Source organism: Ktedonosporobacter rubrisoli (genome assembly GCF_004208415.1).
In the GTDB taxonomy this organism is placed as follows: Bacteria; Chloroflexota; Ktedonobacteria; order Ktedonobacterales; family Ktedonobacteraceae; genus Ktedonosporobacter; species Ktedonosporobacter rubrisoli.
Window position 1 is genome coordinate 8,853,208 of record NZ_CP035758.1, and the last position, 26,271, is coordinate 8,879,478.

The 26,271-nt window shown below is 50.0% G+C and carries 23 protein-coding genes and 1 tRNA gene; 14 read left to right on the forward strand and 10 right to left on the reverse strand.

Annotation, left to right across the window (positions count from 1 at the left end):
- The first annotated feature begins 54 nt into the window (after window positions 1-54).
- The 3 genes from EPA93_RS38365 (at window position 55) to EPA93_RS38375 (ending at window position 4,597) form a co-directional block, all read left to right on the forward strand.
- The gene (locus tag EPA93_RS38365; RefSeq protein ID WP_165423684.1) at window positions 55-1,488 is read left to right on the forward strand and encodes an APC family permease; all 1,434 of its coding nucleotides are present in this window, start codon (window positions 55-57) and stop codon (window positions 1,486-1,488) included.
- Between the two features lie 141 nt (window positions 1,489-1,629).
- Complete coding sequence (locus EPA93_RS38370; protein ID WP_129892586.1) at window positions 1,630-3,162, forward strand: pyridoxal phosphate-dependent decarboxylase family protein; 1,533 nt, start codon at window positions 1,630-1,632, stop codon at window positions 3,160-3,162.
- A 67-nt stretch (window positions 3,163-3,229) separates the two neighbouring features.
- The gene (locus EPA93_RS38375; RefSeq protein ID WP_165423685.1) at window positions 3,230-4,597 is read left to right on the forward strand and encodes a serine hydrolase domain-containing protein; all 1,368 of its coding nucleotides are present in this window, start codon (window positions 3,230-3,232) and stop codon (window positions 4,595-4,597) included.
- 109 nt (window positions 4,598-4,706) lie between these two features.
- On the opposite strand, the gene sufB is transcribed toward EPA93_RS38375, so the two are convergent.
- On the reverse strand, window positions 4,707-6,107 hold the full coding sequence (gene sufB / locus EPA93_RS38380; RefSeq protein WP_129892588.1) for a Fe-S cluster assembly protein SufB: 1,401 nt from the start codon (window positions 6,105-6,107) through the stop codon (window positions 4,707-4,709).
- A 340-nt stretch (window positions 6,108-6,447) separates the two neighbouring features.
- On the opposite strand from sufB, the gene EPA93_RS38385 reads away from it, so the two are divergent.
- The 4 genes from EPA93_RS38385 to EPA93_RS38395 all read left to right on the forward strand — a co-directional run bounded on the left by EPA93_RS38385 (window position 6,448) and on the right by EPA93_RS38395 (window position 9,050).
- Window positions 6,448-6,520 (forward strand) — tRNA-Arg (locus EPA93_RS38385).
- A 434-nt stretch (window positions 6,521-6,954) separates the two neighbouring features.
- Window positions 6,955-7,257, forward strand: coding sequence for an HAD family hydrolase (locus EPA93_RS49340; RefSeq protein ID WP_207229312.1), 303 nt, complete (start codon window positions 6,955-6,957; stop codon window positions 7,255-7,257).
- Entirely contained in the window at window positions 7,230-7,667 is a 438-nt protein-coding gene (locus EPA93_RS49345) for an HAD family hydrolase (RefSeq protein ID WP_207229313.1), read from the forward strand. The genes EPA93_RS49340 and EPA93_RS49345 overlap by 28 nt, the downstream gene beginning before the upstream one ends.
- Window positions 7,668-8,063: 396 nt before the next feature.
- The gene (locus EPA93_RS38395; RefSeq protein ID WP_129892589.1) at window positions 8,064-9,050 is read left to right on the forward strand and encodes an SRPBCC family protein; all 987 of its coding nucleotides are present in this window, start codon (window positions 8,064-8,066) and stop codon (window positions 9,048-9,050) included.
- Between the two features lie 97 nt (window positions 9,051-9,147).
- On the opposite strand, the gene EPA93_RS38400 is transcribed toward EPA93_RS38395, so the two are convergent.
- Together EPA93_RS38400 and EPA93_RS38405 are read right to left on the reverse strand one after the other, a co-directional pair.
- Window positions 9,148-10,107 (reverse strand): hypothetical protein, encoded by a 960-nt coding sequence (locus tag EPA93_RS38400; protein ID WP_129892590.1) that lies wholly within the window; start codon window positions 10,105-10,107, stop codon window positions 9,148-9,150.
- Between the two features lie 17 nt (window positions 10,108-10,124).
- A complete protein-coding gene (locus EPA93_RS38405; protein ID WP_129892591.1) occupies window positions 10,125-10,343 on the reverse strand; it encodes a hypothetical protein in 219 nt (72 codons plus the stop codon).
- Between the two features lie 458 nt (window positions 10,344-10,801).
- On the opposite strand from EPA93_RS38405, the gene EPA93_RS50600 reads away from it, so the two are divergent.
- Window positions 10,802-10,933, forward strand: coding sequence for a hypothetical protein (locus EPA93_RS50600; RefSeq protein WP_277988694.1), 132 nt, complete (start codon window positions 10,802-10,804; stop codon window positions 10,931-10,933).
- 384 nt (window positions 10,934-11,317) lie between these two features.
- Complete coding sequence (locus EPA93_RS38410; protein ID WP_129892592.1) at window positions 11,318-12,175, forward strand: acyl-CoA desaturase; 858 nt, start codon at window positions 11,318-11,320, stop codon at window positions 12,173-12,175.
- 125 nt (window positions 12,176-12,300) lie between these two features.
- Here EPA93_RS38410 and EPA93_RS38415 read toward each other — a convergent pair whose 3' ends face one another.
- Entirely contained in the window at window positions 12,301-12,537 is a 237-nt protein-coding gene (locus EPA93_RS38415; RefSeq protein WP_129892593.1) for a hypothetical protein, read from the reverse strand.
- Between the two features lie 536 nt (window positions 12,538-13,073).
- Here EPA93_RS38415 and EPA93_RS38420 point away from each other — a divergent pair.
- Window positions 13,074-14,120, forward strand: coding sequence for an SRPBCC family protein (locus EPA93_RS38420; RefSeq protein ID WP_129892594.1), 1,047 nt, complete (start codon window positions 13,074-13,076; stop codon window positions 14,118-14,120).
- A gap of 50 nt (window positions 14,121-14,170) precedes the next feature.
- On the opposite strand, the gene EPA93_RS38425 is transcribed toward EPA93_RS38420, so the two are convergent.
- From EPA93_RS38425 to EPA93_RS38450, 6 genes are all read right to left on the reverse strand, one after another.
- Entirely contained in the window at window positions 14,171-15,994 is a 1,824-nt protein-coding gene (locus EPA93_RS38425; protein WP_129892595.1) for a sensor histidine kinase, read from the reverse strand.
- Window positions 15,995-16,429: 435 nt separating this feature from the next.
- Window positions 16,430-17,824 carry a helix-turn-helix domain-containing protein gene (locus EPA93_RS38430; RefSeq protein WP_129892596.1) on the reverse strand — a complete coding sequence of 465 codons (1,395 nt, stop codon included), beginning with the start codon at window positions 17,822-17,824 and terminating at the stop codon, window positions 16,430-16,432.
- Window positions 17,825-18,428: 604 nt separating this feature from the next.
- Entirely contained in the window at window positions 18,429-18,899 is a 471-nt protein-coding gene (locus tag EPA93_RS38435; RefSeq protein ID WP_207229314.1) for a GNAT family N-acetyltransferase, read from the reverse strand.
- A 570-nt stretch (window positions 18,900-19,469) separates the two neighbouring features.
- Window positions 19,470-20,705, reverse strand: a complete 1,236-nt coding sequence (locus EPA93_RS38440) for a TrmH family RNA methyltransferase (RefSeq protein ID WP_129892597.1) — start codon at window positions 20,703-20,705, stop codon at window positions 19,470-19,472.
- Window positions 20,702-21,238 carry a GNAT family N-acetyltransferase gene (locus EPA93_RS38445; protein ID WP_129892598.1) on the reverse strand — a complete coding sequence of 179 codons (537 nt, stop codon included), beginning with the start codon at window positions 21,236-21,238 and terminating at the stop codon, window positions 20,702-20,704. Before EPA93_RS38445 ends, EPA93_RS38440 begins: the two co-directional genes overlap by 4 nt.
- A gap of 14 nt (window positions 21,239-21,252) precedes the next feature.
- Complete coding sequence (locus EPA93_RS38450) at window positions 21,253-21,750, reverse strand: GNAT family N-acetyltransferase (protein ID WP_129892599.1); 498 nt, start codon at window positions 21,748-21,750, stop codon at window positions 21,253-21,255.
- 394 nt (window positions 21,751-22,144) lie between these two features.
- On the opposite strand from EPA93_RS38450, the gene EPA93_RS38455 reads away from it, so the two are divergent.
- From EPA93_RS38455 to EPA93_RS38470, 4 genes are all read left to right on the forward strand, one after another.
- Complete coding sequence (locus tag EPA93_RS38455; RefSeq protein ID WP_129892600.1) at window positions 22,145-22,693, forward strand: RNA polymerase sigma factor; 549 nt, start codon at window positions 22,145-22,147, stop codon at window positions 22,691-22,693.
- On the forward strand, window positions 22,693-24,201 hold the full coding sequence (locus tag EPA93_RS38460) for a PQQ-binding-like beta-propeller repeat protein (protein WP_129892601.1): 1,509 nt from the start codon (window positions 22,693-22,695) through the stop codon (window positions 24,199-24,201). The genes EPA93_RS38455 and EPA93_RS38460 overlap by 1 nt, the downstream gene beginning before the upstream one ends.
- 234 nt (window positions 24,202-24,435) lie before the next feature.
- Window positions 24,436-24,912 carry a MarR family transcriptional regulator gene (locus tag EPA93_RS38465; protein WP_129892602.1) on the forward strand — a complete coding sequence of 159 codons (477 nt, stop codon included), beginning with the start codon at window positions 24,436-24,438 and terminating at the stop codon, window positions 24,910-24,912.
- A gap of 43 nt (window positions 24,913-24,955) precedes the next feature.
- Window positions 24,956-25,687: an MBL fold metallo-hydrolase gene (locus EPA93_RS38470; protein WP_129892603.1), complete on the forward strand. Its 732-nt coding sequence runs from the start codon at window positions 24,956-24,958 to the stop codon at window positions 25,685-25,687.
- The last annotated feature ends 584 nt before the right edge of the window (window positions 25,688-26,271 follow it).

A 26,271-nucleotide genomic window follows, 5' to 3' on the forward strand; every position in this document is an offset into this window, starting at 1 on the left:
TTTCTCAAAAAAGCTTTTGTATTTTTCCTTATTTTGAGGATGAAGGAGTTTAGTATGTCCCTTGAATCTTCTGTCTCTACAGAGCAAGAGTCTACACAAGGTAAACCTGCGAGAGGAAGTTTGCTTCCCAATGCTATAGGTCTTGGCGGTGTACTTTTTCAATCAATTACCACCATGGCCCCGGCGACTGGTATGGCTAATAGCATTGCTCAGGCGGTTCCTCTGACTGGCATGACTCTTCCTCTGGCAGCATTGTTCGCTCTGTTCATATGTATTATGGTAGCCTTTTGTATAGGCTCTTTCGCCAAATATTTGCCTTCGGCTGGTGGAATTGCGACGTATATAAGCCGAGCCCTTGGCGTGAAAGTTGGTTGGGTAGTTGGATGGTTCCTTGCCTTTGGCTATATGCTTATCGCGCCAATGAAGCTGGTGATTTTAGCCAGCCAGACCGATAGTTTGCTAGTAAAGCTTGCCCATTTTTCCTTGGGTTGGCCCGTTTGGATGCTGCTCTTTGCTGTTATTATTTTCCTTGTAGCCTACCTGGGAATAAAAGTCTCGGCAAGAATCGGGGTCATTCTTGGCGCAATTGAGATTGCGATTTGGATTATCATCTATGCGGGCGGGAACAACACTCTTGCCGTTCTCAATCCCACCAGTAGCGCCTTACCTGGCTGGGGAGGTTGGCAAGGTGTACTATTAGGCATGCTACCCATTATTGTGGCCTTTGGCGGCTTTGAGTCCTGCGCACCCTTAGCGGAAGAAGCCCGCAACCCCCGCAAGATTGTGCCTTTGGCGATTGTGCTCTCGGCCGTATGTATTGGTCTATTTTTTGTATTTTGCTCATATGCCGCTGTTGTGGGCTGGGGGCAGAGCAACATTCAGCACTATGATACCAATTCCTGGGTCGCGCTGGCTGGAAAAGCCGGGGATCTTGTTCAATTGCTGGTAATCCTGGCAATCTTAAATAGCGCTCTGGCAAATGCTAATGGTGGTTTGATTGCATCTACACGCATGTTTTATGCAATGGGGCGCGGGCGCTCTCTCCCCGCTATTTTTGCTCACCTTAACCGTTTTCAGGCTCCCTCTGGAGCAATTATATTTTGTGCGATAGCCATGGTAGCTATCGCGAGTATTCCATCGCTGCTATATGGTCCAATGGTGGCTTTTACCTTGCTTGTTTTCACCATTGGTATCTCTGCTATTCTCACCTATGTGATTGTGTGTATCTGTACACCGATTTTCTATCTGCGTGAGCATCGGGCCGAATTCAATGTTCTGAAGCATGTTTTGGTTCCGCTCGTGCCCACGATTGCTTTTGCCCTCGTCTGGTTCAATCTGGTGACTTCCCTGCCACCGGCTCCAATAAGCTATGCTCTATACTTCAATATTCTCCTGCTTGTCGTTGGTATCCTGAATGTGCTCTGGTTGCGTTTCCGTCATCCAGAGGCTTTACTGGCAAGCGGGAAGATCTTTCTTTCAGAGGAATGATTCCGCTCATGCTCGGGCATGTTCCTCTAGCGCATGGCAGGCTGAGAACCTGTACGTAGAGAAATATGCCTGTGCTAGCGCAAATGATTATGCTAAAGGAAGGACCTTTTCCTCTGCAGAGAAAGCTAGAAAGAAATAAAAATGCAAGAGAACACCAATGACTTTTCTGTGCCTGCTGAGAGAGACTATGCTGAAACAGGAAGTTTGACAGCGCTAATTGAGGGCGTTTTGCCTGCTCTAGAGAAGTTTATGCTCTTTGAAGGAGTTGAAAAGACTGCAAGGCAAAAGGGCCAATGGTCTGCTCTGCTCGACGAGCCCTTGCCCAAACAAGGTGTAGGTGCTCAAGGCGTTATGGAAATTTTGCGGGATGTCGTAATCCCCAATGGGGTACGACTAGGACATCCAGGCTTTTCGGGTTGGATCGGGACATCGACGACAACTGTTCCCGCCACGACTACTTTCGCCAGCCTGGTTTCAGGTCCAGGCTATCAAGGCATTCAGGCCTACAACTTGCTAGAAGCTCTGGCCCTGCGCTGGCTGGCACAGCTAGTGGGGATTCCTGGCAGCTATCAAGGCTTGTTTACCAGCGGCGGATCGGTGGCGAATCTTGTGGGGTTGGGCGCGGCCAGGCAGTATGCAGCTGAGCGCCTTGGCATCGATGCGGCTTATCAGGGAGTGGCGGCGTTGCCAAAACCTCGCATATATGCTTCTAAGGAGGTACACCATGTAGTGATGCGGGCGGCAGGCATCCTGGGACTTGGTAGGAATGCGTTGTACTTGCTTCCAACTGATAAATCTATGTGTATGGATGTAGGAGAGCTGAGCAAACAGCTTAAACGGGATCGCCTGGCAGGCTATACCCCCGTTGCAGTAATTGCCAATGCTGGGACTGTGAATACGGGCGCTATTGATCCACTGCCACAGCTGGCTGATTTTTGCAAGAATGAGGGCATCTGGCTCCATGTTGATGGAGCTTATGGCCTGTTAGGCGTTCTCGATCCTCGCATTGCCCATCTCTATGGGGATCTCGCGGCAGCGGATTCGCTGGTACTTGATCCTCATAAGTGGTTAGCGGCTCCCATTGGCTGCGGCGCTGCCTTTGTGCGCGATAGCAATTTGCTGGGAAGAGCCTTTACGCTGGAATCTGCGGCATATATTGAGGAGTCTCAGCCGGATTATCAAAAGGACGAGGTGATAACCTCGCAATTTGATGATTTTGGCTATGTCTATCATCATTTTGGTGTGGAGCAATCAGCGCCTGCGCGGGGTGCTCAGGTCTGGTCTATCCTTAAAGAGGTCGGTGAGGAAGGTATACGCGCGCGCGTTTATCGTCACAATAGCTTTGCGCGCTTTCTTGCTGAGCGTGTGCAGCAAGCGCCATCTCTGGAACTTATGGCTCCTGTGACGCTTTCGATTTGCTGTTTTCGCTATGTGCCTCCCGCGTTACAAGAGCAGCGTGATGCTAAAACATCTGAACTGCTTAACCAGCTGAATCGAGCAATACTTGCCCGTGTGCGGGCTCGTGGCCGCTGCATTCCTTCGGCAACCTTTGTGAATGGAAATTATGTCATTCGGCCCTGTTTTATTAATCCTCGTACAACACTTGCCGAGGTTGAGGCCTTGGCCGAAGAGGTAGAGACGTGTGGTGCAGCGCTCTGGAATGAGGTGGTTTGACATCGTTTTGGGGCAGGGCTTACAATGCGGGTATAGCCCTCCGTCGTACCACAATAAGGAGAAATATATGAATCTCGATCTCACCACGCGTTTGGAAGCTGCAACAAAGTTTATTGATCGCTGGCTCGCCCATAAGCTTTATATTGATCGTCTTCCCGGCCTCTCAGTGGGAATCGTTTATGGCGACAAGATTCTCTTCAAAAAAGGTTACGGATATGCCAATCTTGAGCAGCAAGTGAAGGCAAGCGAGACGACCTGTTATCGCATCGCCTCGTTCTCAAAGATATTTACGGCTCTGGCAGTTATGCACCTGTTTGAGCAAGGGAAATTGCATCTTGATGATCGCGTCCAACAGTATTTGCCCTGGTTTAGCTCAGAGCAAGCTCCTCAGACTGCACAGATTACGCTTCGTCAGCTCTTGACCCATACCGCCGGCCTGGATCGCGACGGCGTAACTCCCCACTGGGTCGATTATCGCTTTCCCGAGCTGCAAGAAATCCAGCGGCACATTGCTGAGGGCGGACTCTCCTATACGCCCGCGACCGTCTGGAAATACTCTAATGTTGGCTATACGCTCCTGGGTGAGGTCGTCAGAGCTGTCTCCGGTCTTGCCTATGAAGAGTATGTCACTGAGCATGTTGTGAAGCCGCTAGGTATGACCCATACGGCTCCTGTTCTGACGGAGGCCATTACGCAGCAGCTAGCTTTGGGCTATAGCCGTAATCTTCCCGAGCAAGGACGAGAACCCTTTCCACACATCGAGACGCATGTGATGGCCTCGGCAACCGGCTTTTCCTCAAATGTGGTTGATCTTTGTCAGTTGATCATGGCTCAGTTTGAGGGAGATACCCGTCTACTGCGCGATGAGACGAAGCGTGAGATGCGGCGCATCCAGTGGCTGCGTAAAGAAGGTGACGCCGACTGGTGCCTCGGTTTTGAGACCTGGAAGGTAAATCAACAGCGCTACTATGGGCATGGAGGAAGCTTCCAGGGCTATCGGTCCCGCTTTGGCTTTGATCCTGAGCGTAAAGTAGGTGTGGTGGTTCTGGTCAATGCTATGGATGTGCGCGCTGGCGATCTGCTCCAGGGAGCCTTGCAGATCATCGATTATGTGATTACACACTGGGATGAATTGGCCCAGGATGCTGTACAGAGCGAGCATATAGAGGGCTATGAAGGGATGTTTAGAAGCGTCTGGGGCGATGTGGCCAGCGTTACCCTCAATAATAGCGTGAATCTTTTTAATCTGGGAGCCCCAAATCCTCTATTAGGGCTTTCTCGGCTTCATCATGAGGGCGGACATAGATTTACAATGGTTGATGGGAACAGCATTGATCATATTGGCGAGCCTGTATCCTTTGTCTGCGATGAGCAGGGCGTAGCTCAGCATCTATTTGTCGGTCCCGATCCATCCGAGCGCTTTGAACTGCCGTAACCTCAAACCCCCGGCTCTACAAGCTGGCTCAAGCGGGAGATGCACAAGCGCAAGGCAAGAAAAAGGGGTTGCTACTCTAGCAACCCCTGAACTTTTGTTTGTGTACGGTTTAGCCCACGCTACCGGACATCTCCAACTGGATCAAGCGGTTCAACTCAACCGCGTATTCCATTGGGAGCTCTTTGGTGATTGGCTCGATAAAGCCATTTACGATCAACGAATAGGCCTCAGACTCGTCGAGACCGCGGCTCATCAGGTAGAAGAGCTGATCTTCGCCGACCTTGGAGACTGTAGCCTCGTGGCCGATCTCTGTCTGATTCTCTTCGACACGAATGGTTGGATACGTATCGGTACGAGCCTCTTCATCAAGGAGCAGCGCATCACAACGTACGCTTGATTTCGTATGGTGCGCACCGGGATTGACGCGGACCAGACCACGATAGGAAGCGCGGCCAGTTCCCTTCGAGACCGACTTCGACAGAATCTGTGAGGTGGTGTGCGGGGCCAGGTGAGTGACCTTGGCGCCGGCATCCTGGTGCATGCCATCGTTAGCGAACGCTACCGAGAGGATATCGCCACGTGCGCCGGGCTCCATCAGGAGGACCGCGGGATACTTCATGGTCACTTTAGAACCAAGGTTACCATCGACCCATTCCATTGTCGCATCTCGATATGCGGCGGCGCGCTTGGTGACCAGGTTGTACACGTTCTTCGACCAGTTCTGGATCGTCGTGTAGCGGACGCGTGCGCCTTCCTTCACTTTGATTTCTACGACGGCGCTGTGCAGGCTGTCGCTGGTGTAGCTTGGAGCTGTGCAGCCCTCAACATAATGGACATAGGAACCAGGCTCGGCAATAATCAAGGTGCGCTCGAACTGGCCCATGTTCTTGGCGTTAATGCGGAAGTAAGCTTGCAGCGGGATCTCAACACGGACATTCTCCGGTACGTAAACGAAGCTTCCGCCGCTCCATACAGCACTATTGAGCGAAGCAAACTTATTATCGGATGGCGGAACGATGGTGCCAAAGTGCTCCTTCACGATGTCTGGATATTCGCGCAGCGCGGTATCCATATCCGTGAAGATCACGCCAAGCTTCTCCAGGTCCTCGCGCACCTTATGATAAACGGCTTCACTTTCATATTGAGCAGTTACGCCGGCCAGATATTTCTGTTCTGCTTGGGGAATACCCAGGCGATCAAAAGTGTCTTTGATCTCTACAGGGATGTCATCCCAGGTCTTTCCCTGCTCGGGCACTGGCTTAATGTAGTAATAGATATCGTCGAAGTTAATGCCTGACAGATCAGCGCCCCATGTTGGCATTGGACGTTTCTCGAAGAGTTCCAGGCTTTTTAGGCGGAACTGTCGCATCCAACTGGGTTCGCCTTTCATCTCAGAAATCTGCTCGACGATCTTTCTGTTAAGTCCCTTGTCGGACTTAAATGCATAGTTTTCGGCTACGTGGAACCCAGCACTATATGTACCTTGTTCCAATTCAAATGCCTGACTCATTAGATACACTCCACTTGCTGGCTGATTTCTATCAACAATTTACAGAAAATCGTTGGTTTCTGTAATCCTTACTTGCTAACTCGGATTTACCCGTATTATAAGTTTTTTGCTACGGCTTGTCAAGGCATTTGCTCCGGCAAGACTTCAAGGCTATGCCGCGTAGCAGCGCTAACAAGCAAATAAGCTGCGCTATATGCCGCTGTTTCACATGCTTGACAAAGCGCAACAGAAATTGCTATTATGGTGTTAGAAAGTGGTGATATGTACGGCAAAGCTGCTATATATTTGGCTTTGTTGGGCAAAGTAGGCGCGAGCAAAATACATATCACAGCGCAATTGAGCGCCCATAGCTCAGTGGATAGAGCAATGGTCTTCTAAACCATGTGTCGCTGGTTCGAATCCAGCTGGGCGCGCCTCTTTCCTTCTCTTTCTTTACCTCTCATTCTCTAGAGCAGAGGCAATCCACTGGCGAGCTTCAATATCCCCAACGGGTCTTAACTATGCGAGCTATAGAGCGAGGAAAAATCCGACCAAGCTTGAAGCTTCAATCCCTCACGAGCTCACTCCTATTCTCGATAATACCACCTTCTTATAGCAAAATCCAGGAGGAAAAATTATACACATTGAGTGCCTTTACCTGGTTGAAGAAAACTATTACACTCTATCTTAACCCTGGATTAGCTTCGAGCCTATGCTGATGTAAGGGCTACTTTGCCGGCGGAGAGTGTAAACTAGTGGTAGCGCCCTGAGTGATACCAGCGCGTTAGCAGATGCGTATTTCCTACAAGCGCTATCTGCTGATTATTTTGCTAAATATCAATAAGCTGATGTAGAAGGAGAGAAAGATATGCATTTTCTTGCCCTGGCCTGTGATTATGATGGTACACTAGCAGCTGAGGGCCGGGTTAGCCAGCGAACCATGCAGGCCCTTGAACGGGTTGTCGCCTCTGGTCGTAAGCTACTTATAGTCACAGGTCGTAAGCTGGAAGATCTACAGCAAGTCTTTCCCCGTCTTGACCTCGTTACCACTGTGGTTGCCGAGAATGGTGCGCTGCTTTATCATCATGCTTCGGCTGAGGAAAAAATCCTGGCCGAGGAGCCCCAGCTCGCTTTATCCAGGCATTGCGCGAGCGAGGTATCCAACCTTTAAACATTGGGCACGTCATTATCGCCACCTATGACGCTTATGAGGAAATCCTGCGCGAAGTGGTTCATGAGCTGGGCCTGCAGTATCAAATGATCTTTAATAAAGGCTCCGTGATGCTCTTGCCAGTTGGCGTGAACAAAGCCACGGGAATGATGGCAGCGCTACAGGAGCTGGGAATTTCACCACACAATACGGTGGGCGTGGGCGATGCTGAGAATGATCATGACTTCCTGGCGCTGTGTGGCTGCTCTGTCGCCCTGGCCAATGCTTTGCCGGCCCTAAAGGCGCAAGCTGATTATACTACTCAGGCCCCCAATGGTGAAGGCGTAGTTGAGCTTATTGAGCAGCTTTTAGCCGACGATTTGCAAGATATTATAGACCATATGGCAGACAAAGACGCACAGAGCAGCTAAATACTGCGATGGGCAACTTTGGATAAACGGGGGGATACCTCTCCAGTGGAGAGGGTATCCTCTCTCGCGCTCCTCACCACCGCAGGCGCTGAAAAAACTTGCATATGGGCTTAAATAAGTTTTGTTGTGATAAAAAATGTAAGAAGATTTTCGCCCTGATAGTGAAAGATAAGCGTTACCTACAGGTAGAGCTTAGAATAACGTAAAAGAATAGAGAGCAGAAAATACTGTAGAGATTTACTTATTGATATATTGCAAAATAATATGCTATATTTAAGATGTCTCTTGCTATCTCATTGCACCTGTGTAAGGAAAAGAGTGTCATTCGTAGCGCGAAGTAGAAGATAAGCTAAGCATCCTCTCTGTGTATGCTTGTGACGAAGCGAGGTGAAGGGAATGGCAGAGCATTGTGCCTCAGTTGAGATTAAAGCGCCTGTACATCAGGTCTATGAGCTTTTTACACACTTCAATGATTTTCCAAAATTCATGCGCTTTGTGAAAGAAGTAACTTACTACGACGAGCAGCGCAGTCACTGGGTTGTTCAGGTTTTCAGGCGCTATGAATGGGATGCTGTCAACGAGGATTGGATTCCCGACCGTCAGGTGGGCTGGCGTTCAATAAGAGGCTTGAAAAACTCGGGTAGGGTGAAATTTCGTGCCCTCAGTCCGCAGCGTACCTGCGTAGATGTCTACATTTACTATAGCCCTCCTAGCGGCGCTCTGGGTGGCCTTGGCGAGACCTTTGGCATCAGTGGTTATTTTGAGACCTGCCTCAAGGAAGATCTACAAAATTTTGCCCGTATGGTAGAGGAAGCCCCAGCTGGAGCCCTCGATCCAATGTCGTCTCATTATCTGTTCCATCCCCACAGTGCCAGCGCACGCGGCGAGATGACTGAGCGCCAGCGCAGCGCTATGGCCCATGATCCGATGATGAGCCCGCAGGCCTTACGCGAGCGCGAGGCCAGGATAAGACAAGAAGAAGAGCGCGCACGGGCCGCTAGAGCAGAAAGGGAAGCCGCGCTAAAGCGTAGAAGCGTTATGGAGCGCCAGGCCATGCTTGAACGCCAGACCATGCTTGCGCGCTCGGCCGAGCGCAGGTTAGAGGAACAGAAGCAGCGAGATGCGGCTTTGCGTGCAGCTGCACGCCCCCACGAGATCGATCCCGTCTATGATACTATCGGTGGTCGCAACGCAGCTCTGGATCGGACCGCTCTTGGCGATAAAGATGCTCTGCGCCTCAGATATCCAAAGTATGAGCAGGACCCTATGACCGCGCGCTATCCACTTAAAGCTAAGGACCCGACAGGACCTCTAGATCCTGTAGAGAAACTTGAATCGCCCTGGTTTATCTCTATTCGAGGCAATACCAGACCTTTGCAGTAAGCCGACAAGGGCTAATTTCGCGCAAACGCTCCCAGTGCAATTGGCAGTTAGCATGCTAAGTAGCAAGGGAGATGCCAGCGGAGAAGCGCGACTCAGCTTATTCCGCTAAGGCAGGGGAAGAGCACTTTTCATTGGGTGCCTCCTTCCCGCTCTGCTGGCTGTTGCTTCCAAACTGGAGCGCTGCTTCCAGGGCAGAGGCAATTCCTCCTGCGGTATTAGCCACATAGAAATTATCAGTCAGGTGATAGAGAAGGCTTCCTTTGTGCGTGTACTTGTGGCCGAGATCCAACTCGTCCCTATTCAGAATCGTATTGATCTGCTGGAGAAGCCTGATGACAGGAGCTTCTTCCTCTGTGTCCAGCAGTAATAATGCGATGTCGGCCGGGAATGCCTGGGCTCGTTGTACGAAACGCACTACTTGCGGAAGAGAAACATGCTGTCCCAATTTGCATTCTACGATTATGGCCCTGCCATCTTCTGTAAATGCCAGCACGTCTAGATCATTTAACTGCGTTGTCTGCCACTCCTTGAAACTTACACAGCGCCTGACGAGTGCGTGATAGCTCTGCTGGAGATGAGCCTGTACGCTCCAGGCAAAGGTTGGATTCAGATCCTCAATATGCTCAAGAAGAGAGCCGCTTGCCCATTCATCGGGATTTTGGGCAACGATATACTCTTGTAGTTCTAAAAAATGTAAGGCCTGGGCTAATTGTCTTGCTTTGATTGCGGGCCCCATCTGTTTAAGCAAAGTCTCTGTTTGCCAGGTGCGCGGCCAGTTACTAGTTGCATCTTCAGCAGGATCTGTATCATCTATCTCTTGCAGAAAACAGCCAAGCAGCAAGCGATGATGCCGTTGGTCAAGAAAATCCAGGAAGCCGGGTTCGTCGCACCAGCGCTCACCTGCGATCTGCCAGCGGAGACGAATGACTCCCGGAGCCCCGGCATGGATAAAGCTTCTACCGATAGAGTTCCAGGAGCCAGGAATGTGACGCAAACATTCATCGAAAGCGTGGAGTTGTTGCAGGTTTACTTCAGGACGATAGGGAAGAGATTTCATCTGTTGAGCTACCTTTCTCATCGTTTGTCCGCGTGATTGTTTCTGCCTGTATCTGCAGCAACGCGCGTCGTCTGAACGTCACTCCACTTAAGGAATATCATTCCCCCTTGCATAGATCGGGTACGAATCTTGCCTCGGTGGAGAAGCCGCTGGACATGATGAAGGCTAACCGTGTGGTGACTATTTTTGCTGATCGTTGCGGCCGCTTCGGCTGTGGTTATCCAGTTATTACTCATAGTAACCTCTACCTTTCTTGGCGTAACGCTTATGCCTCCCCGCGTTTGGGGTGATAATTTACGGGTTAGCTTGCAGAGCGAGGGAAAGGTTAAGTCTATCAACACACTGTAGCATCAACCGTTGCTAAGAAATGAATTTTTAAGCTATCTAATACAGTATAGCATACTTTAAATTATTTTGTCTCTTAATTTAAATTGTAAATCCGTCTGATTTGCAATATATTGAAAAATAATATATGCTTATAGCATCTGATATGAATTCTCTTGCGCTAGATTTCTCTTATGAAAGAGCACCCTGAGCACACCCATAGGCTGCAATTTGTACATTTTTATGCTTTTTGTCTTTAGCCAAGAGTACATGACGTCTAGATAGCGTTATTCGTCCCTCTACTTATCTGTCCTCTTTCTTTTTCCCCGCTACTCAAGAGCTCAAGGCATTCAGGAAAGGAATAGTAATTATGCAATCGTTTATCCTCTTAGTCGTCATCCTCATACTCTTCGTGGGCGCGTTTGGGTTTATGGTATATCGTAACAACGTTTTGCGTCGCGAGCAGGAACGAAGGCGGAATCAATACCATGATCGCGTATAGGGTTGATGAGGATATAAAAAATAGTGTAGAAAATTTTTGCTGGGCTGAGGAGGAATATTCATTTATCCTCTACAACTGAGTAATAGTTGAGAACGCAATGAGATTCAATGCCAGCATAATGTAAGGTGTTCTCTGTTCTCGGAAGGCCACTTGGGCCGGCATATCTCAGCAGTTGCTCGACGAGAGAAAAGTGCTGGAATATGCAACGTGTTCATATGCGTGATTTATATCAATCGGCGACTGCTTTGGAATACAATGGTGGAAATTGGTGGAGTTCTAACTTGCTGGTATTTCAGGCAGATTGCCTAGCATACGGAGAAAGGTATGTGGTGTTACCCTGCTCTTAATTCTAGGGGGAGGGAAATTTAGCTCCACATGTTCTAAATGAAATCCTTTTTTTATAAGGTCCTCGTCCTGGTTGTTGTAGTTGTTCCTCTTCTGGCTACTATGTTTGCTATGTGGTTATTGTGGGAACGTGCCGTACACTGGTTAGATATTGTCTTGCTGGTTACTCTATACTCTCTGGTAGGTCTGGGAGTGACTGTTGGCTATCATCGAATGCTTACCCATCGGAGCTTTCGCCCTCATCCCATCGTCAAGTTTGCTTTACTTGTGCTTGGCTCAATGGCCCTTGAAGGCCCTGCACTCCAATGGGCTGCGACACATATCAAGCATCATGCTCAGGCAGATCGTGAAGGAGATCCCCATAGTCCTGTAGAGGGTTTCTTCCATGCCCATATGGGATGGATGTTTAAGGATACCTCGGCAAATCCTGACCTGTATTGTCGTAATCTACTAAATGATCCGCTAGTTGTCTTTGTCAGCCGCACCTTTTCGCTCTGGGCTATATTATCGCTTTTGATCCCTTTTATGCTGGGTGGATGGACAGGCTTGCTTTGGGGCGGCCTGGTACGCATCTTCTTGACCCACCATGTCACCTGGAGCGTTAATTCTGTGTGCCACACGTTTGGCAAACGCGCTTTTGAGACGAATGACCAGAGCCGTAATGAATGGGTTGTCGGACTGCTTGCCTTCGGCGAGGGCTGGCATAATAACCATCATGCATTCCCTCGCTCGGCGTTCCACGGCCTGCAGTGGTGGCAGTTCGATCTTTCAGGGTACGTTATTCGCTCGCTTGAATGGGTGGGCCTTGTACGTGATGTCTATCGTATTCCGCGTGATATGATGGCCCGCCGCGTTAATCGTAACCCTCAGATGGCTAAGCCAGAGCCTTTACCGTAAGAATTTCTCCTCAAGCGCTTAATATAGCAAGCCAGCATGGAAAAAAGTATGCCTCTCCTGTAAATATCTGTAGATTACTGGGAGAAGCATACTTTGGTTTAAGCGCTTCCTATCAGGCTTTATTGTCAGGCGTGAACTCGACGATAACGTTGCATCCTATTCCAGACCCTTTGCTCCGGCGCAAGCCGATCCTCTGCTTCCGGCTCTAAACTTCCTCTTGCAATCAACCGTGAGCAATTTGATCTATGAAAGCGACCCGAGGACGTTTCTTCTGAGAAGACTTCTTGCACAAAATGAAATCCATGATCATCGGTACGCGTGATCCATACACCTTCTGTCTGATCAAGTGTTGGTACTGCCATTAGTTTCCCATTTCTCTTGCTAAAATACCGTCCAGCCAACCCGGAAAGAAGAGTTTATCTTTTGTTCCTGGCGCGGGAACAATATCTATAGAACTGTTAACTTTGTTTAGCATTCTGCCTGATATGAATGAAGGCTCTTGCGCTGTTTCATATTCTTTTTGAAGTATATCATACCAGTCATTAGATATAGAGCTCAATGCGGGATGAATTGTGCAGCTACAGGGAAGCTTTCTATGAAAAGATGTATACAAGTCATGGGCAATGTGCGTGTATGACGTATGCCGAAATGGACGCCCTGGTAATACGAGAAGCGGGTGCGCAAGCAAGGGAGTGAGGGTAGAAGCTATCTTGCCTTGCAGACGCGAAAAAGATCTGGGGTTAGAAAATTTGTGTAGCAAGGTTATGTAACAGCCTGGCGCCAGAGGGAGGGTTTGGGTTAGTAGGGTGGCTTGCCAGGTCGAGCGTAAGCAATAGCAACACAAGAGGAATGTGGCGATATCAGGGCCTAGCTCTATCTTGAGTAGCGAGGGTAACGTATGTCAGAACATCATGCATCAATTACAGTGAATGCACCAGTGCACGAAGTATATGCACTTTTCACGCACTTTAACGATTTTCCCAAGTATATGCGCTTTGTGAAAGAAGTGACCTACTATGATGAGCAGCGTAGCCATTGGGTAGCGCAAATGGCGGGGACCCAGGAATGGGATGCTATCAATGAAGACTGGATTCCTGATCGTCAAATTGGTTGGCGCTCGACGCAGGGGTTGCAGAATACTGGTAAGGTCAAATTTCAAGAGGTGCGGCCGGATCAAACCCAGATAGATGTCTATCTGTCCTATACGCCGCCGGCTGGCGTCCTTGGCGCGGCGGCCGAGAAATTGGGTCTTGACAGTCATTTTGATACAGCTCTCCAGGAAGATCTCAACAATTTCGCGCAGATGGTCTCTCAGGCTCCGCAAGGCGCCCTTGATCCCATGCAATCTCACTATCTTTTTCACTCCGAAAGTGCTGTGAGCCAGGGGATTGCGACAAAATCGCAGCAAGCGTCTATGAGCGCCGATCCTCAGATGCATCCAGAGGCCTTGAAGACGCGCGAGGCCCAGCAGAGGCAGGAAGCTGAACAGACTCAGCGCTATGAGCAGGAGCAACGCCAGCGTGATGAGCAGGCCGTCTCCCGGGAGCAGCGAGCTGCTCGCCAGCAGGAGGAAGCCTTAAGGCGTCAGGCTGAGATAGATCGGCGGCAAGCCCAGGCCCAGGAGCAGGAGCGCTTGCGTAATCGACCCGCCGAGACCGTGCCTGATCCTGTACATGATACGATAGGTGGGCGCAACGCGGCGATGCCTCGCACTCCGCTTGGCGATCTTGATGCGCGCAGTGAGCGTTTCCCCCGCTATCAACAGGACCCGATGGCCGCCCGCATTCCGCGTCGAGATCAAGAGGAGACGACAAGCACAGCAGTCACTGGGATGGAACAGGAGTCTCCCTGGCGGAGCAATATTCGCGGAAAAGCATTAGAAAGTCCAGAGGAAGAACAGGCCTCACATGACGCATCAGAGCGTCAGGTACACAAGAGCGAATAAGTAGCTAGGGGCGCGTCCAACTCGCGCTCCTCAGATTGATTTGAAGGTAGTTAACCTGGCAGGGGCGAAGCTAGAGGGAGAGTGAACCAGAAAGTTGAGCCTTTGCCAGGGATGCTCTCAACGCCCACCTCCCCATGATGTTGCTCGATAATTGTGCGGCAGATATGGAGCCCCAGGCCTAAGCCTGTCCCCTGGCCGTGCTGAGGCTTGATACCAGGAACGCGGTAAAAGCGTTGCCAGAGGCGCTTTAGCTCCTCCTCGGCGATACCTGGTCCCTTATCATGGACAGAAATTCGCCCATATCCTTCGTGCACTTCCAAACTCACTTCAACGGGCTGTGTTGCTGCCGAATATTTCAGCGCGTTAATCAGATAATTGGCAATGACCTGGCTGATGCGATCGGCGTCGCCCATGACTGGTATCTCTGGCCCTGCGGCGATGTGCAAAGAAATGTTACGCTGAGGAAAGGCTGTGCGCTGATCCTCGACGACCTCGTGAACAATAGATGTCAGATCGCAATGTGCTATATGGAGATCAAGCTGGTTGGCCTGGATGCGCGAGACATCTAAGAGATCGCTGACAAGCCTGTTCTGCGTATGCACCTGCCGCTCTGCCCTGCTGAGTAGATCCTGTATCTGATGTAGCCTGTCGGTGAAATTGCCTGGCTCGTTTGTCTGTAAGAGCGCCCTCAGACGCCGTTTGGCTAGCTGAATGTTCCCCTTAATGGTTGTGAGCGGTGTGCGTAATTCGTGGCTGGCAATGCTCAAAAATTCATCCATACGCCTGTTGGCTTGAAGCAGGGCTAGCTCGTTAGCCTTTGACTCTGCCCGCTCCTGCAATAAGCGCTCACGTTCAAGCACTAGCGCAAAGAGTTTTGACACCGATTCGGCTAGCATAATCTCGACACCGCTGAGATTACGTATCTCCTTGCCATAATCGAGCGCGAGCAGGCCGACGAGCTGTGCCCTTACGCGCATAGGAATCAGAAGAGAAGCGGACCCGGTTTCCTGCCATAATGGTTGGGTAATATCGATGCGCAGAGGCCTACCCGCCCTTAAAGCCTCTAGTTGCTGCTTATCGACAAGATGATCGTTTAGATGGGTATCAGCAAGGAGCGCGTGCAAGTATTGCTTTTCGGCCGGCATTACGCCTGTAATTACCAGTGGGCAAAGCCGCTCTGTATCCGGCTCGACCAGTGTAATAGTTGCGCTATGGCAATGAAGGATGCGGCGCGAGAGTTTGGCCAGGCGTTGTATAACCAACTTGACAGGAGAGTGATCAGGGCCCGCCCCTTGAACGAGGACTTCAGCCATCGCCAGGAGAGCATGAAGCATCTCTTTTGTGCGCCGTTCCAGTTTGCGCTGCATGGTCACATCGCGGCAGATAATAACTGCACCCTGGAGATAGCCGTGTTCGTTGTAGATAGGCGTGCCACTGATATTGATCAGCAACTCGCGTTGATCAAGCGTAGAAATAAAGAGGTCAGTGCTGCTCTCATCCTTAAGCACTGCACCCTGAAGAATGCGGGTGACAGGCCCATATGCAGCATGAAGGAACTGTCCATGTAGAGTGCGAATATTGAGGAGGGCGAAGCGTTCTTCAAGAGGTTTGTTGGTATATTCTGGCTGTGCATCAACGCCCAAGAGCTGGCGGAATGCAGCATTGATACGGACAATGTTGCCCTGACAATCGTAGACAGCCACCGCCTCTGTCAGGGCTTCGAAGATTGTCATTTCTAGCTCTGGTCGGTTATTTTGAGGATGGCCAGGTAAGAGTTGTCGCTCTTTTTCGGCTCTTTCTAGCTCTGCGACGCGCGTTCGTAACCTGTCTAATTCTTCCAATAACGATTGTTCTGTCTGGACTACGTTTTCCAAGACCACAGCTCCTTAGCTCCTTTGGGATGTTCTATCACTGGACGTGGTGCAACACAAAAACAAAATAGCAGGGTGGGCAGCTAGGTGTATATCGCTGCCCTAAAGTAGAGAGGCCACACTTCTGGCAGAATGCATAAGTAAAAGTGCTGTACCAGGTTCTATATATTAGTATGTTGATATCAGCCGTAGAGGCATTGCTTGTAGCACATGCCTAAAATTGTACCTCAACTGTAGGAGGGATCACGTACACCTCCGCTCAACAATAGGCTATATTTACTATGATAGCTTGATTATAACAGCCTGAAGATGGCTGCCTGTGGCACCGTTATAAGATTTAGCGCTGGCTAGATAACCCTGTGAATAAAGCCGAGCCAGCTTGCAAAGGACAGAGAGGGGAAAAACCCCTCTCTGCAGCGGAAAGGGAGTGGTGAAGGTCTATCTGGCCACGAAAATATCTGCAAGTTCCTTAAGCCTTGGCTCTTTTCCCCAACGAGCCAACATCTTTTCATAGATGTCGTAAGCCTCATCATAACGTAGCTGATTGCCAGCCTGAAGAGCAGAAGTGACGGCACGTCCTACATAGATACAGCTCTGATCCAGGTCCCCCATGGCCAACGCGGCTGAGGCTTGCCTTACATGAAGCTCGACGCGGTTGGGTACAGGAGCACGGGGAACGTTCTTATCAGCCTGTTCGAACTCTTCCCAGGCCTTATTCGGATGGTGCAAGTTTAAATACATCAATCCTTCAAAGCCGCAGAAGGACCAGGCATTGAAGTGCGTGTAATAAAAGTTGGGGTCATCCTCACATTGCTTGGGGAATGTCGCATGGGCCAGATCTTGAAAGTATTGGGCCTGTCTCTGGTGACCTAGCTCGCCATGTACCTCGCTCAAGCCTATGTACACACGTCCGCGCAAGAGGTCGGTTGATTGGTTGCTATAGAGCAAGGCCTGTTCGAAAGCTTGCAGTCGTTGTTGGGGATGTTTTAAATAAAAGTAAACCTGGGCCTGGCGGATCAATGAGGCCGTCTGCAGGTTGGGATCTGCCGCAAGGGTACCATACTCAAAGGCCTGCCGCGCATAAGTGAGCGCCGTCCCAAAGTTTTGGTATTGCAAGGAGAGCAGAGAAGAGAGTTGATTGGCCTGTGAAGTCAGCCGGGCCGCCTTCTGTTGATGTTGTGAAGGATGTTGCGCCAACGCCATGAGCTGTGAGAGATAGCCGGGAAGTATTTGTCCAACTTCTACAAGTCCCCCCTCAAAGTAGAGACGCCAGGATAGTGGGATGGCAGCTTCGCAGAGGGCCAGGGCCTCCTGCGGGCGTAGTGCTGCAGATGAGGCACTTTGGGTCAAGCCAAAGACGACGGCCGGAGTGCTGATCAATGCGACGATGGCCTGACGTCGAGAAACCCCTTCGTCTCCACCTTTGGAATACGTAATTTTCATACCTTCGAGGCTCCTTCTGGCCTGCTCAAGGCAGGTTTGTAGTTCATAAGCGGGTTGTTGACAAACGACGATAGTTGGTGTGTACGCGGTGTTGGAGGATGGTTGATTTGTAGATGGATGGTTGATAGAAGCTGGACATGAGAGAGGAGGCGGTTTCGCGGTGGCTGTTGCTCTTCGTTTGGCTCGAATAGCGTTTTCGAAGCCTAACTCTTCTGGGGATAGACCAAATGCCCGACAGGCCTGGTCTAGTGTACCGAGTTGCGGAACCTGTAGTCCCCGTTCCCAGCGATTGAAGGTGTTGATGCTTACCCCTGCTTTTTCGCTAGCCACCGCAACGCTCCACCTTCTCTGCATGCGTGCGGCCTCTAATTTTGCATTTGGAGTTGCCATATTTTCTCCCTCTATCACCAAATCCCACCTGCACAGATCCCTCTCTTGAGAGATGGGGGGGAAGCAGGCATATCCGTCCCTTTTGGGGGAGCGTTTTTGATGGGAACGCTCAAAACTCCACCGGTTTCCCGGGTGATGGTGGCCTCGTCAAGGATAGGGAACGGTTTGTCAGTGGCCCTGACTCGAACCTTGTCTATCTGTTTAACCACTGACAGTAGCGCTTCAGGCTGGCCACGCACCCAAAGGTACCTCTGTATTCGCTCCTATCGTAGCCCGATAATTTCCCATAGGGCTGAGACTTGTCAAGTCCGGGCATGCCCATTTTGAGGCTCTAACCCCGCTACATTCATGCCCGCCCTTTCAGACGTGAGATACTTGATAACTCTATATGGGCTTATGTATTACATTGTAAGACACTCGTTATTGCAATGTCAAGTACTAATGACACAAAGGGATGAAACGTGAAGAAACGAGATATTTGGAGATAGTAAGGAAAGGGCTTGTAGAGGCGCTAGATCTGCTTATAGAGCCAGATAAAGCAAGCACCCGGCTATCAGGTAATTGAGAAGAAAAGGATAGCCGGGTGCACAATAAAAATGTATTTTTAACCAGTACGAATCATGCGTAAAAATTCAAACTGGCTGCCATTTGTTTGTTGCATAAAGATGTCGCGTGGCCGGAACCCCGCATGTAAGTAGGTGCGAATGGCTCTTTTATTGAAGGTTGCCACGCTCAGCGCAAAGCTTGCGGGAGCAAAGGCATCGCGGGCAAATGTCAGTCCTGCCTCCAGGAAAGCCGATCCCAGACCTTTACCAGTCAGGTCAGGCCGTAATCCTAATTCAATCTCTAGTAAGTTTTGCTCAGGCTGCGGACTGAATGTGAAGAAACCAATAAGTTCATCGTTTTCGTTGATTACCGAGAAATAAGCATCAGTGCGTTTGCAGGCGTCGAGTAATTCCTTCAAGTCTTCCAGGTCTTTGTTCATGTCGTAGAAGTCATAAGGTGGCTCATAGTGCCAGGCGGCAATAGTACGAGCTTCATCATCATTCATAGGTTTGAATATAAAATGCAACATACACACTCCTTTCGTCCGCTTACTCCAGGACCAGCTGGAGTGCTGCGCTTATATTTCACAAGACCTGCGTACTTGTTGCGGCCTATGGCACCTGGCCAGTCTCTCGTTATTGCCCTGTGCATATGCGTGTGTCCTTGCTTATCGTGCTATCTGCTTAAATCTCGGCCAGCAGCCAGATATTTAAGCCTATTCAAACAATACTATGTGTCCTTCTCTACCCTGGAGATAAGTGTACTGGCGCCGTTAACACCTGATGTTGAAGACGATGAAGAGATGAAAGCGGGTCGTCATATCACAGAGATGAGAAGCTTAACACGCCGTCTGTTGCATGGTATATCCTTCTTTCTCGGTCCCTCAAGGACTCTCGTAGTTCAAAGAATATGATTTCTGCGACCCGCATGTGTCACTTAACTCTCTATGGTCAAGTGATAATTTTAAGAATAAACATAACTACTAACTCTACTTATGTATAACTATTTTGCTTCAACATTGAGCGCTTTCATAGTAGTATATGGTTAGTAGATCCGCTGATATACATACATATGGGACTGAATTATAGCTCCCATACTCCTAAGGCTGCTGTTGTAACAAGCGTTTGCAGTTCGCCTGAATGCGCTTAAGATAGGCATTGAACTGAGCCTTTTCGTCGTCTGAAAAGTCAGCAAGCGTGGCTTGTTCCGCTTGCTCAATCAGCGTCCATAATTGAGCAAGCGCGCGCTGGCCCTCCTCGGTAGGAACGATGCTATTCTGGTTGCTGTCTTGATAGCGAATATAGCCTCTGGCCAGAAGTGGCTTAAGCAGCTCTTCTCGCTCATCTGCAAGGGTTCCGGTATCCCTGGAGACTTGTTCCAGGCTCATGCTTTGATCGCAGATCAGGATCATCAGTAGAATTGCTTGCTGGCCGCTTAGATTCGAGATATGCCTGATTTGAGCGTCAAAAGCCTGCTGGATAAGTTTGCCTGTCACATTCACTTCGCGTCCAAGGTTGGTGCGTATATAGTTGACTAACATGGTGAATACCATCCTGAATTTGAGTTCATAAAGGCTGATGCCGGTAGCCACTCCAACATTGAGCGATTCGACGTATCCGCTCATTGGAATCTGTACGATGATATCGGCATTTTTGCTGATATCTTCAGCTATACCTTCTGTTTCGTTCCCTACGACGAGCGCAATAGGTTTGGGCTGTAATGGGGCCATGGCCTGAAGATCTCTGGCATGGGGACTTGTCGCAATGATCTGGTAGCCTTGCTCTTTGAGCGCTTGAATGGCCTGCTGGCCCGAGTCAAAGCGCTTTAGTCTGCTGGCGAAGACGCGGCCGCGTGAAGCGCTGACAATCTTTTTATAGTACATATCAAGCGTGGGTGTAGTGGAGACAATATCGCGTATGCCAAAGGCGCTGGCAGTGCGTATAATGGTACCAATGTTGCCATGATCCTTAACGCGGTCCAGGACTAGAATAAAATCGCCCATCTGTTCTGGCGTCTCCAACTCGGCGGGAGTTCGTAGCACGCCTAGAAATGGGATCACATAAGAGGTATCGCTTATCTTTTTAAGAATCCCTTCCGTGACGATATAGCAAGGAATTTGCCGCTGCTGCAGCGCGAGGGTAAGCTCATGCCGGGCCTGTTCCGCGCTACAAAAGACGTGTTCAACAGGTAAACCTTCATCTATAGCCCATTGGATGCTTTCAGCGCCTTCCAATAAACATTTCTGTAGCTGGGTTCGTTGGCTGGCCGAGGTAAGCGCGCGAGCTTCGATGATGCGCGGATCTTTGATCGATGTAATATGTTCAGCTTTTATCATGTTGTCTGGTTCTCTTGTTCCATGAGGTCGATCCAGTAACGTAATTTTCTGACCGTAGCCCCTTCAACTTCAACTGCGTTCTCTAATTTCCCGCCATTGTGCTCGATGACCTTTTTCGAGCCAATATTATTTTCATCGCAAGTGACAAGAGCTCTGGGCAAGCCCAGCTTTTTGGCCTGCTCAAGACCCAGGCGTAAGATTTCCGTGCCATAACCGAGCCGCCGCTTAGAAGGCCTGATCATATAGCCAATGTGGCCTGCGACTTTGAGCAAGAAGTCGTTGAGCTCGTGGCGGAGAGCAAGGTAGCCGATATACTCATCGCCATCTATAAGCCACATCTCTGTAGTTGGCACCCGATTTGGCCCGATTCTCACGTGCTCTTGCTGCTCGCGAGTAGCGCGCAGGAACGCCTCAAAATCTGTGCTGATACGCTGAATATCATAGTGCAATTGCTTTCCTTCGCGCTGAAATTCGCGTATGCCTTCGATGAATTGCTCTTTGTATTCTGCACAGGGTTCTGTAAGAAAGGGCATGCCGTCTTCCTCTTCTACTGCCTGATGTCCAGGAGTAATTCTAACTCGATTTCGTCCCTTATAGGAATGCCATCGTTGCCACTGAGAGGAATTTCTGGCTTTAGCTTGCGCGCCTGCTCAATGGCATTTCTATGTATGGCGACAAGCGCAAAGCCGCGTTTTTGATAGAAACGTAAAGCTGACAAATTATCGTTGCTGGTGATGAGCCACAGCCGCTTGCAGCCGGCCTGACGCGCTGCCTTGCTGCTTGCCTCTATTAAAGCGCTGCCAATCCCAATTCCCGATTGTGTGCTATCAAGGCTAACGATCTCACACTCACGATCCTGTATATGATAGGTGAGCAGACCTGATGGTTGGCCTTGCCAGATGGCTACAAAGCCGGGTAGCTTGTCGGCCTCATGTATGACTCCTCGGCTAATGACTCGCGTGCTTCCCCAGTGTTCTTGCAGGAAGCGGGATAACCAGCCACTATCCTCGTTGGCATTAAGCGGACGGATGGAAAACGTTGACATACTGTAAAGAAGCTCCTGGTTTGCCTTATGCCTTTGAGAGGCTACTAGTCCGTCAATGTGCAAGTGACGAATGAAAAGAGCGGGATTGTTAAGTGCCGCGTCGCGAACAAGAGAATTAAGTCGCGCGAATTGCTGCTTTACCCAAGCTCTGAGACTTGTGTCCCAACCCTCTTTCCCTCAGCATAGCCGTTTGGTCGCGGCGTACTCATCTAACGAAGTTTGACAGTATACTACGCTCTCTTTATCTTTATGTATACTGGGCAATATCAGTATAGCAAGTTTTAGAAAATATAGCGAGAGCAAAGAGGGGATATCGTGGTACTGAAGTGACATTTTTATAAGCCTGACGATATACAGGGTGAGATCTCAAAAATGCAATTGCATGGAGTGCGCAATGCAACGACAAAACTTCCTGGCTTCATCGGAGGATGTACCGGTGGCAATGCTCTATCAGCGCTATGCCCCGGCTATTCTTATGTATATACGTCGCCATTTGACTGTTTATGAAGATGCTGAGGATATCTTACTGGAAGTCTTTGTGGCTGCACTGGAGAGCGAGAACCTGCTGTATTGGCAAGAACATGAGCAGCTGGCCTGGTTACGGCGTGTGGCCCACAATAAGTGCATCGATTATCATCGGCGCGTGAGCCGGCGCTCAACTGTCGTTCCACTAAGCGATGCTGTTGAGAGTGCGTATGAGGATGAGGATCTCGCCCCGGAACAGGTGGCGTTGCGTAACGAGGAATATAGGCGCCTGCGCGCTCATTTGACAGAGCTTTCGGATCTGCAGCAGGAGGTCTTGCGCTTGCGTTTTGCCGGCGGCTTGCGTTGTACAGAGATTGCAGAGATGATGCACAAGAGCGATGGAGCCATTCGGATGTTGTTATCGCGTTCGCTAAACCTGTTACGAGACATCTACGGGCGGCAAAAGGAGAGAAGTTGATGACGCTACAAGATGATAGGTTCACTCCTGAGGGCGTAGATGAGCAAGTAGATCTTCTCGCACAACAAAATGCTCAGGTATATGAATCTCTTACACCGGCCACTCGTCTTGTTCGCGATCTACAGACAATATATGCTGAGGATGAGCGCCTTTTGGAGCGTGTGGGGGAACGGCTTGCCGCGCACTTGACTAGCGCTTCTGTAACAGGTGCTGAGAAGTCCCCTCTGGATTTCCAGAGCCTGCGCCAGGATAAGGGGCGCCGCTGGCACTTCCAAAGCACTCCGCTTGCTAACAAACAAGGTGTACGCTTGCCGGGACTGCTCGCGGCAGTCCTGGTCGCTGCGCTTGTTGTGGGAAGCGTGCTATGGATGTTCTCTTCAGTGCATAGGCAATCTGCGGGGATGCCGGCGACGGATGCCGGGCATCCCGCTATAACGAAGGGACCGGCGAAGGGACCTTCATCTCTCGATCTCTATGCGGCTGGGGGAGATGGGGTATATCGCCTGGATGCGAAGACGGGCAAGGTAATCTGGCATTATGTGATTAAGGATGACTCTAATGCCAACTCTGCAGTACGTCTTGCCAATATTGTGGAGAGCTCGGTTGTGAGCGGGAAGTTTGTCTATGCTGTCTCAAGTAAAGGCAAGCTGTATGCCCTCAATGCAGCAAACGGCTCTTTTCTATGGGCGCACGCTTTCGACGTTACGATTGAGTCGATTTCTCTTCTGGATGGGAGGCTCTATGTGCCGGTGATGGCCTCAAATAGCAAGCTTTTTGCTACCTATGTGCTTAACGCTGCTGATGGATCTGTACTCCATAAGTATCAAGGCGTGCGCGGAAGGATATTTGCTGGCATGATTTATGACGCGGAACAGGGTTATATATCGGCTTTCAATCCCCTGGATGGGCGCAAGGTCTGGTTGGCTCAGCTCGACCAGCAAAAAACGTATCATATTTCCGGGGTGGTAGATGGCGTTTTATATGCCACGTCAAATTCTATTCAGCAAGGAGATTCTGGGCCGGCTAATGAGGTGTATGCTCTTGATACGCGAACAGGTAAGCAGCTCTGGCAGTCACACCAAATCAATGTAATACCTCTCTCAGTTAAGGTTATGAAGGGCGTGGTGTACGTAGGCACGGATGATAGCCGGTTCTGTGCCTTTGATGCACGTACAGGTAAGCAGCTCTGGGAAGCCAAGACCTCTGGAATTGTCAATGTACCGCCGGAAATTGTTGGGGACACCATCTATGTTGCTCATACCATCATTCAAATTGGTAGGCCTGTAGCTGGAGGTATCACGGCGCTTAACGCTGCCGATAGATCGGTGCGTTGGGAGCGCAAAGTTTTCGACACTCGGTACAATGTCGTGTCGTTGAATGTACAAGATGGGGTGATCTATGCAGGTGGCGCTGGGATATATGCTCTGCGTGCCTCTGATGGCACTGTGCTCTGGAAGCAAGATGCCGGCAATTTAAGGTTTGATGCACTTATGGTTCAGGGCTCCTGAACTAGCCATATTGCCCTTTCATGTTCCTTTCTGAAGTGTCGCTCGCGTCTTGTCTGTTAGTGAGCAGAGGGAATTGTCCCTCTGCTCATCTTTACCCTTCCATATTGCTGTTTGTTCTTTCTAGAGCATATACTGCCAGTGGCGCTTACCAATCAGGCTTGTTAAACTTGTGGATATGTTAGCGATTGATTGTCTTGATTTGCTAAGATAGAGTATAGGATCAGAGTAGTTATTATGTCAAAAGATATGTCGCAGGAGCGGGGGGCTGTCCTGAGAGAATTGCAACTGTCGCTGCAGCGAAGTTCGAGTTCATCGGTCCTCTTTGGTCAGCTTTTAGCCAGAAAATTGGATATTTATTCAACAGATCTAGAGTGTCTTGGCTTTCTCCTGTTGCGTGCAGAGGGGGTAGCCGCAGGGGATCTGGCTGCCCTGACGGGCCTGACTACGGGAGCTATTACCGGGGTGATTGACCGCCTGGAAATGGCAGGCTTTGTCAGGCGTGATAGAGATAGCAAGGATAGGCGTAAGGTTCTTGTACGTCCCGACCTGGCGAAGATAGAACAGGAGATCGCTCCGCACTATCAATCCATGCTGCATACATTCGATGAAATTTTTGAGGGTTATAGCAATGAGGAACTTGCAATTCTCCTGAGGTTTCACCAGCGAGTAGAAGAGGTCTTGCGTGGCGAAATTGAGAAGCTGGAGCTCTAAAATAGAGTAGGCGTAAATACTATTAGCAAGAAAGCTCTGGGAGATGAGTAGCTTGATACTTTTGGGCACGGGAACGTGCCAGATCGAATTCGAGCGTCGCGCTTCGAGCGTGCTGCTTGACCTTGATAATACCTATATTCTCTTCGATTGCGGTCATGGCGTAGTGCAGCGCCTGCTAGAGGCTGGCGTACGGCATGACCAGGTACAGCATATTGTCCTTTCGCACTTTCATCCCGATCATGTCTCCGATCTTGTGCCTTTTTTACAGGCTGGAGTCTGGTCACAGCGCGATCCGCGTGATACAGACTTGCATATCTATGGACCACCAGGCGTGCAGCGCGTCTTTGCTGGCCTGGCAGATATTTTCGGTTTGAGGCAATTGCGCCGCTCTGGGTATGCAGTTGAGGTGCATGAGCTTGAGGAGGGACCTTTTGCCATCGCCGGTCTGCCTTTTGAGTCGCTGAGCTTGCCGCCAGCTGGCAATCATGGTCTGCGCTTTACCTACCGTGGCAAGCGCTATGCTTTGACCGGCGATTCGCATTTCCATGAGCAAGAGATTGCCTTTCTGCGGGATGTAGACCTTGCAGTTATAGACTCGGGACACCTTGCCGAAGAGCAGATCGTTGAGCTAGCCGTGGCGGCGCAGACAAAGCATATTATCTGCTCACACCTCTATAGAGAAATTGATGCTCCCCGCCTGCAGAAGCAGGCCGAACAGAGAGGATATACCGGCACTATCAGTGTGGGGCGCGATCTGCTCTCTTTTTTGTTGTGATGAGCTGGGAGGCAGTCCGCTGGCCCTGCCTCTAACCTCCTTTCTGCTTAACTGGCATCTCTTGTATCCCCGGCTCTTGCCCGGCCAGGTATCAACCTTCTGGCCCATACAGCCCACTATCTTCACCACTTGCCCCTCCAGGGAGTATATTTTACTGATCCGGTAGGAGCAAGTCGGGATCGCCTCGGGCCCGCTTTCTGTTCCACCTGCCTGCCTGGCGAAAATTTAATTTAATCTTTGGCTGCAGAATTATTGCAATTAATTATTTTAATTTGCCATTTCTATTGACATAATTTTATTTCTGTGTTACTATTACCGTGCGGTTAACGAAAAATATCAAATCGTTTGTGAATATTGTATGTGACAGAAATCTAGATAGGACATAAACCAGGAAAACAGGAGGGGTAATCCTATGGAGCCATACAGGGAATTGAAGGAGCAGTTGGCGGCTCTGCGCGCGGCTGAAATATTGCAAGAAGTAGGACAAAATCGTCGAGTAGCGTCCCTGGCTTGCGTCCAAGCGAGACTGCGTGTCATCGGGCGAATCGGTAGGGTCCTGATTACCCTGGGCAGGTGGATGGAGA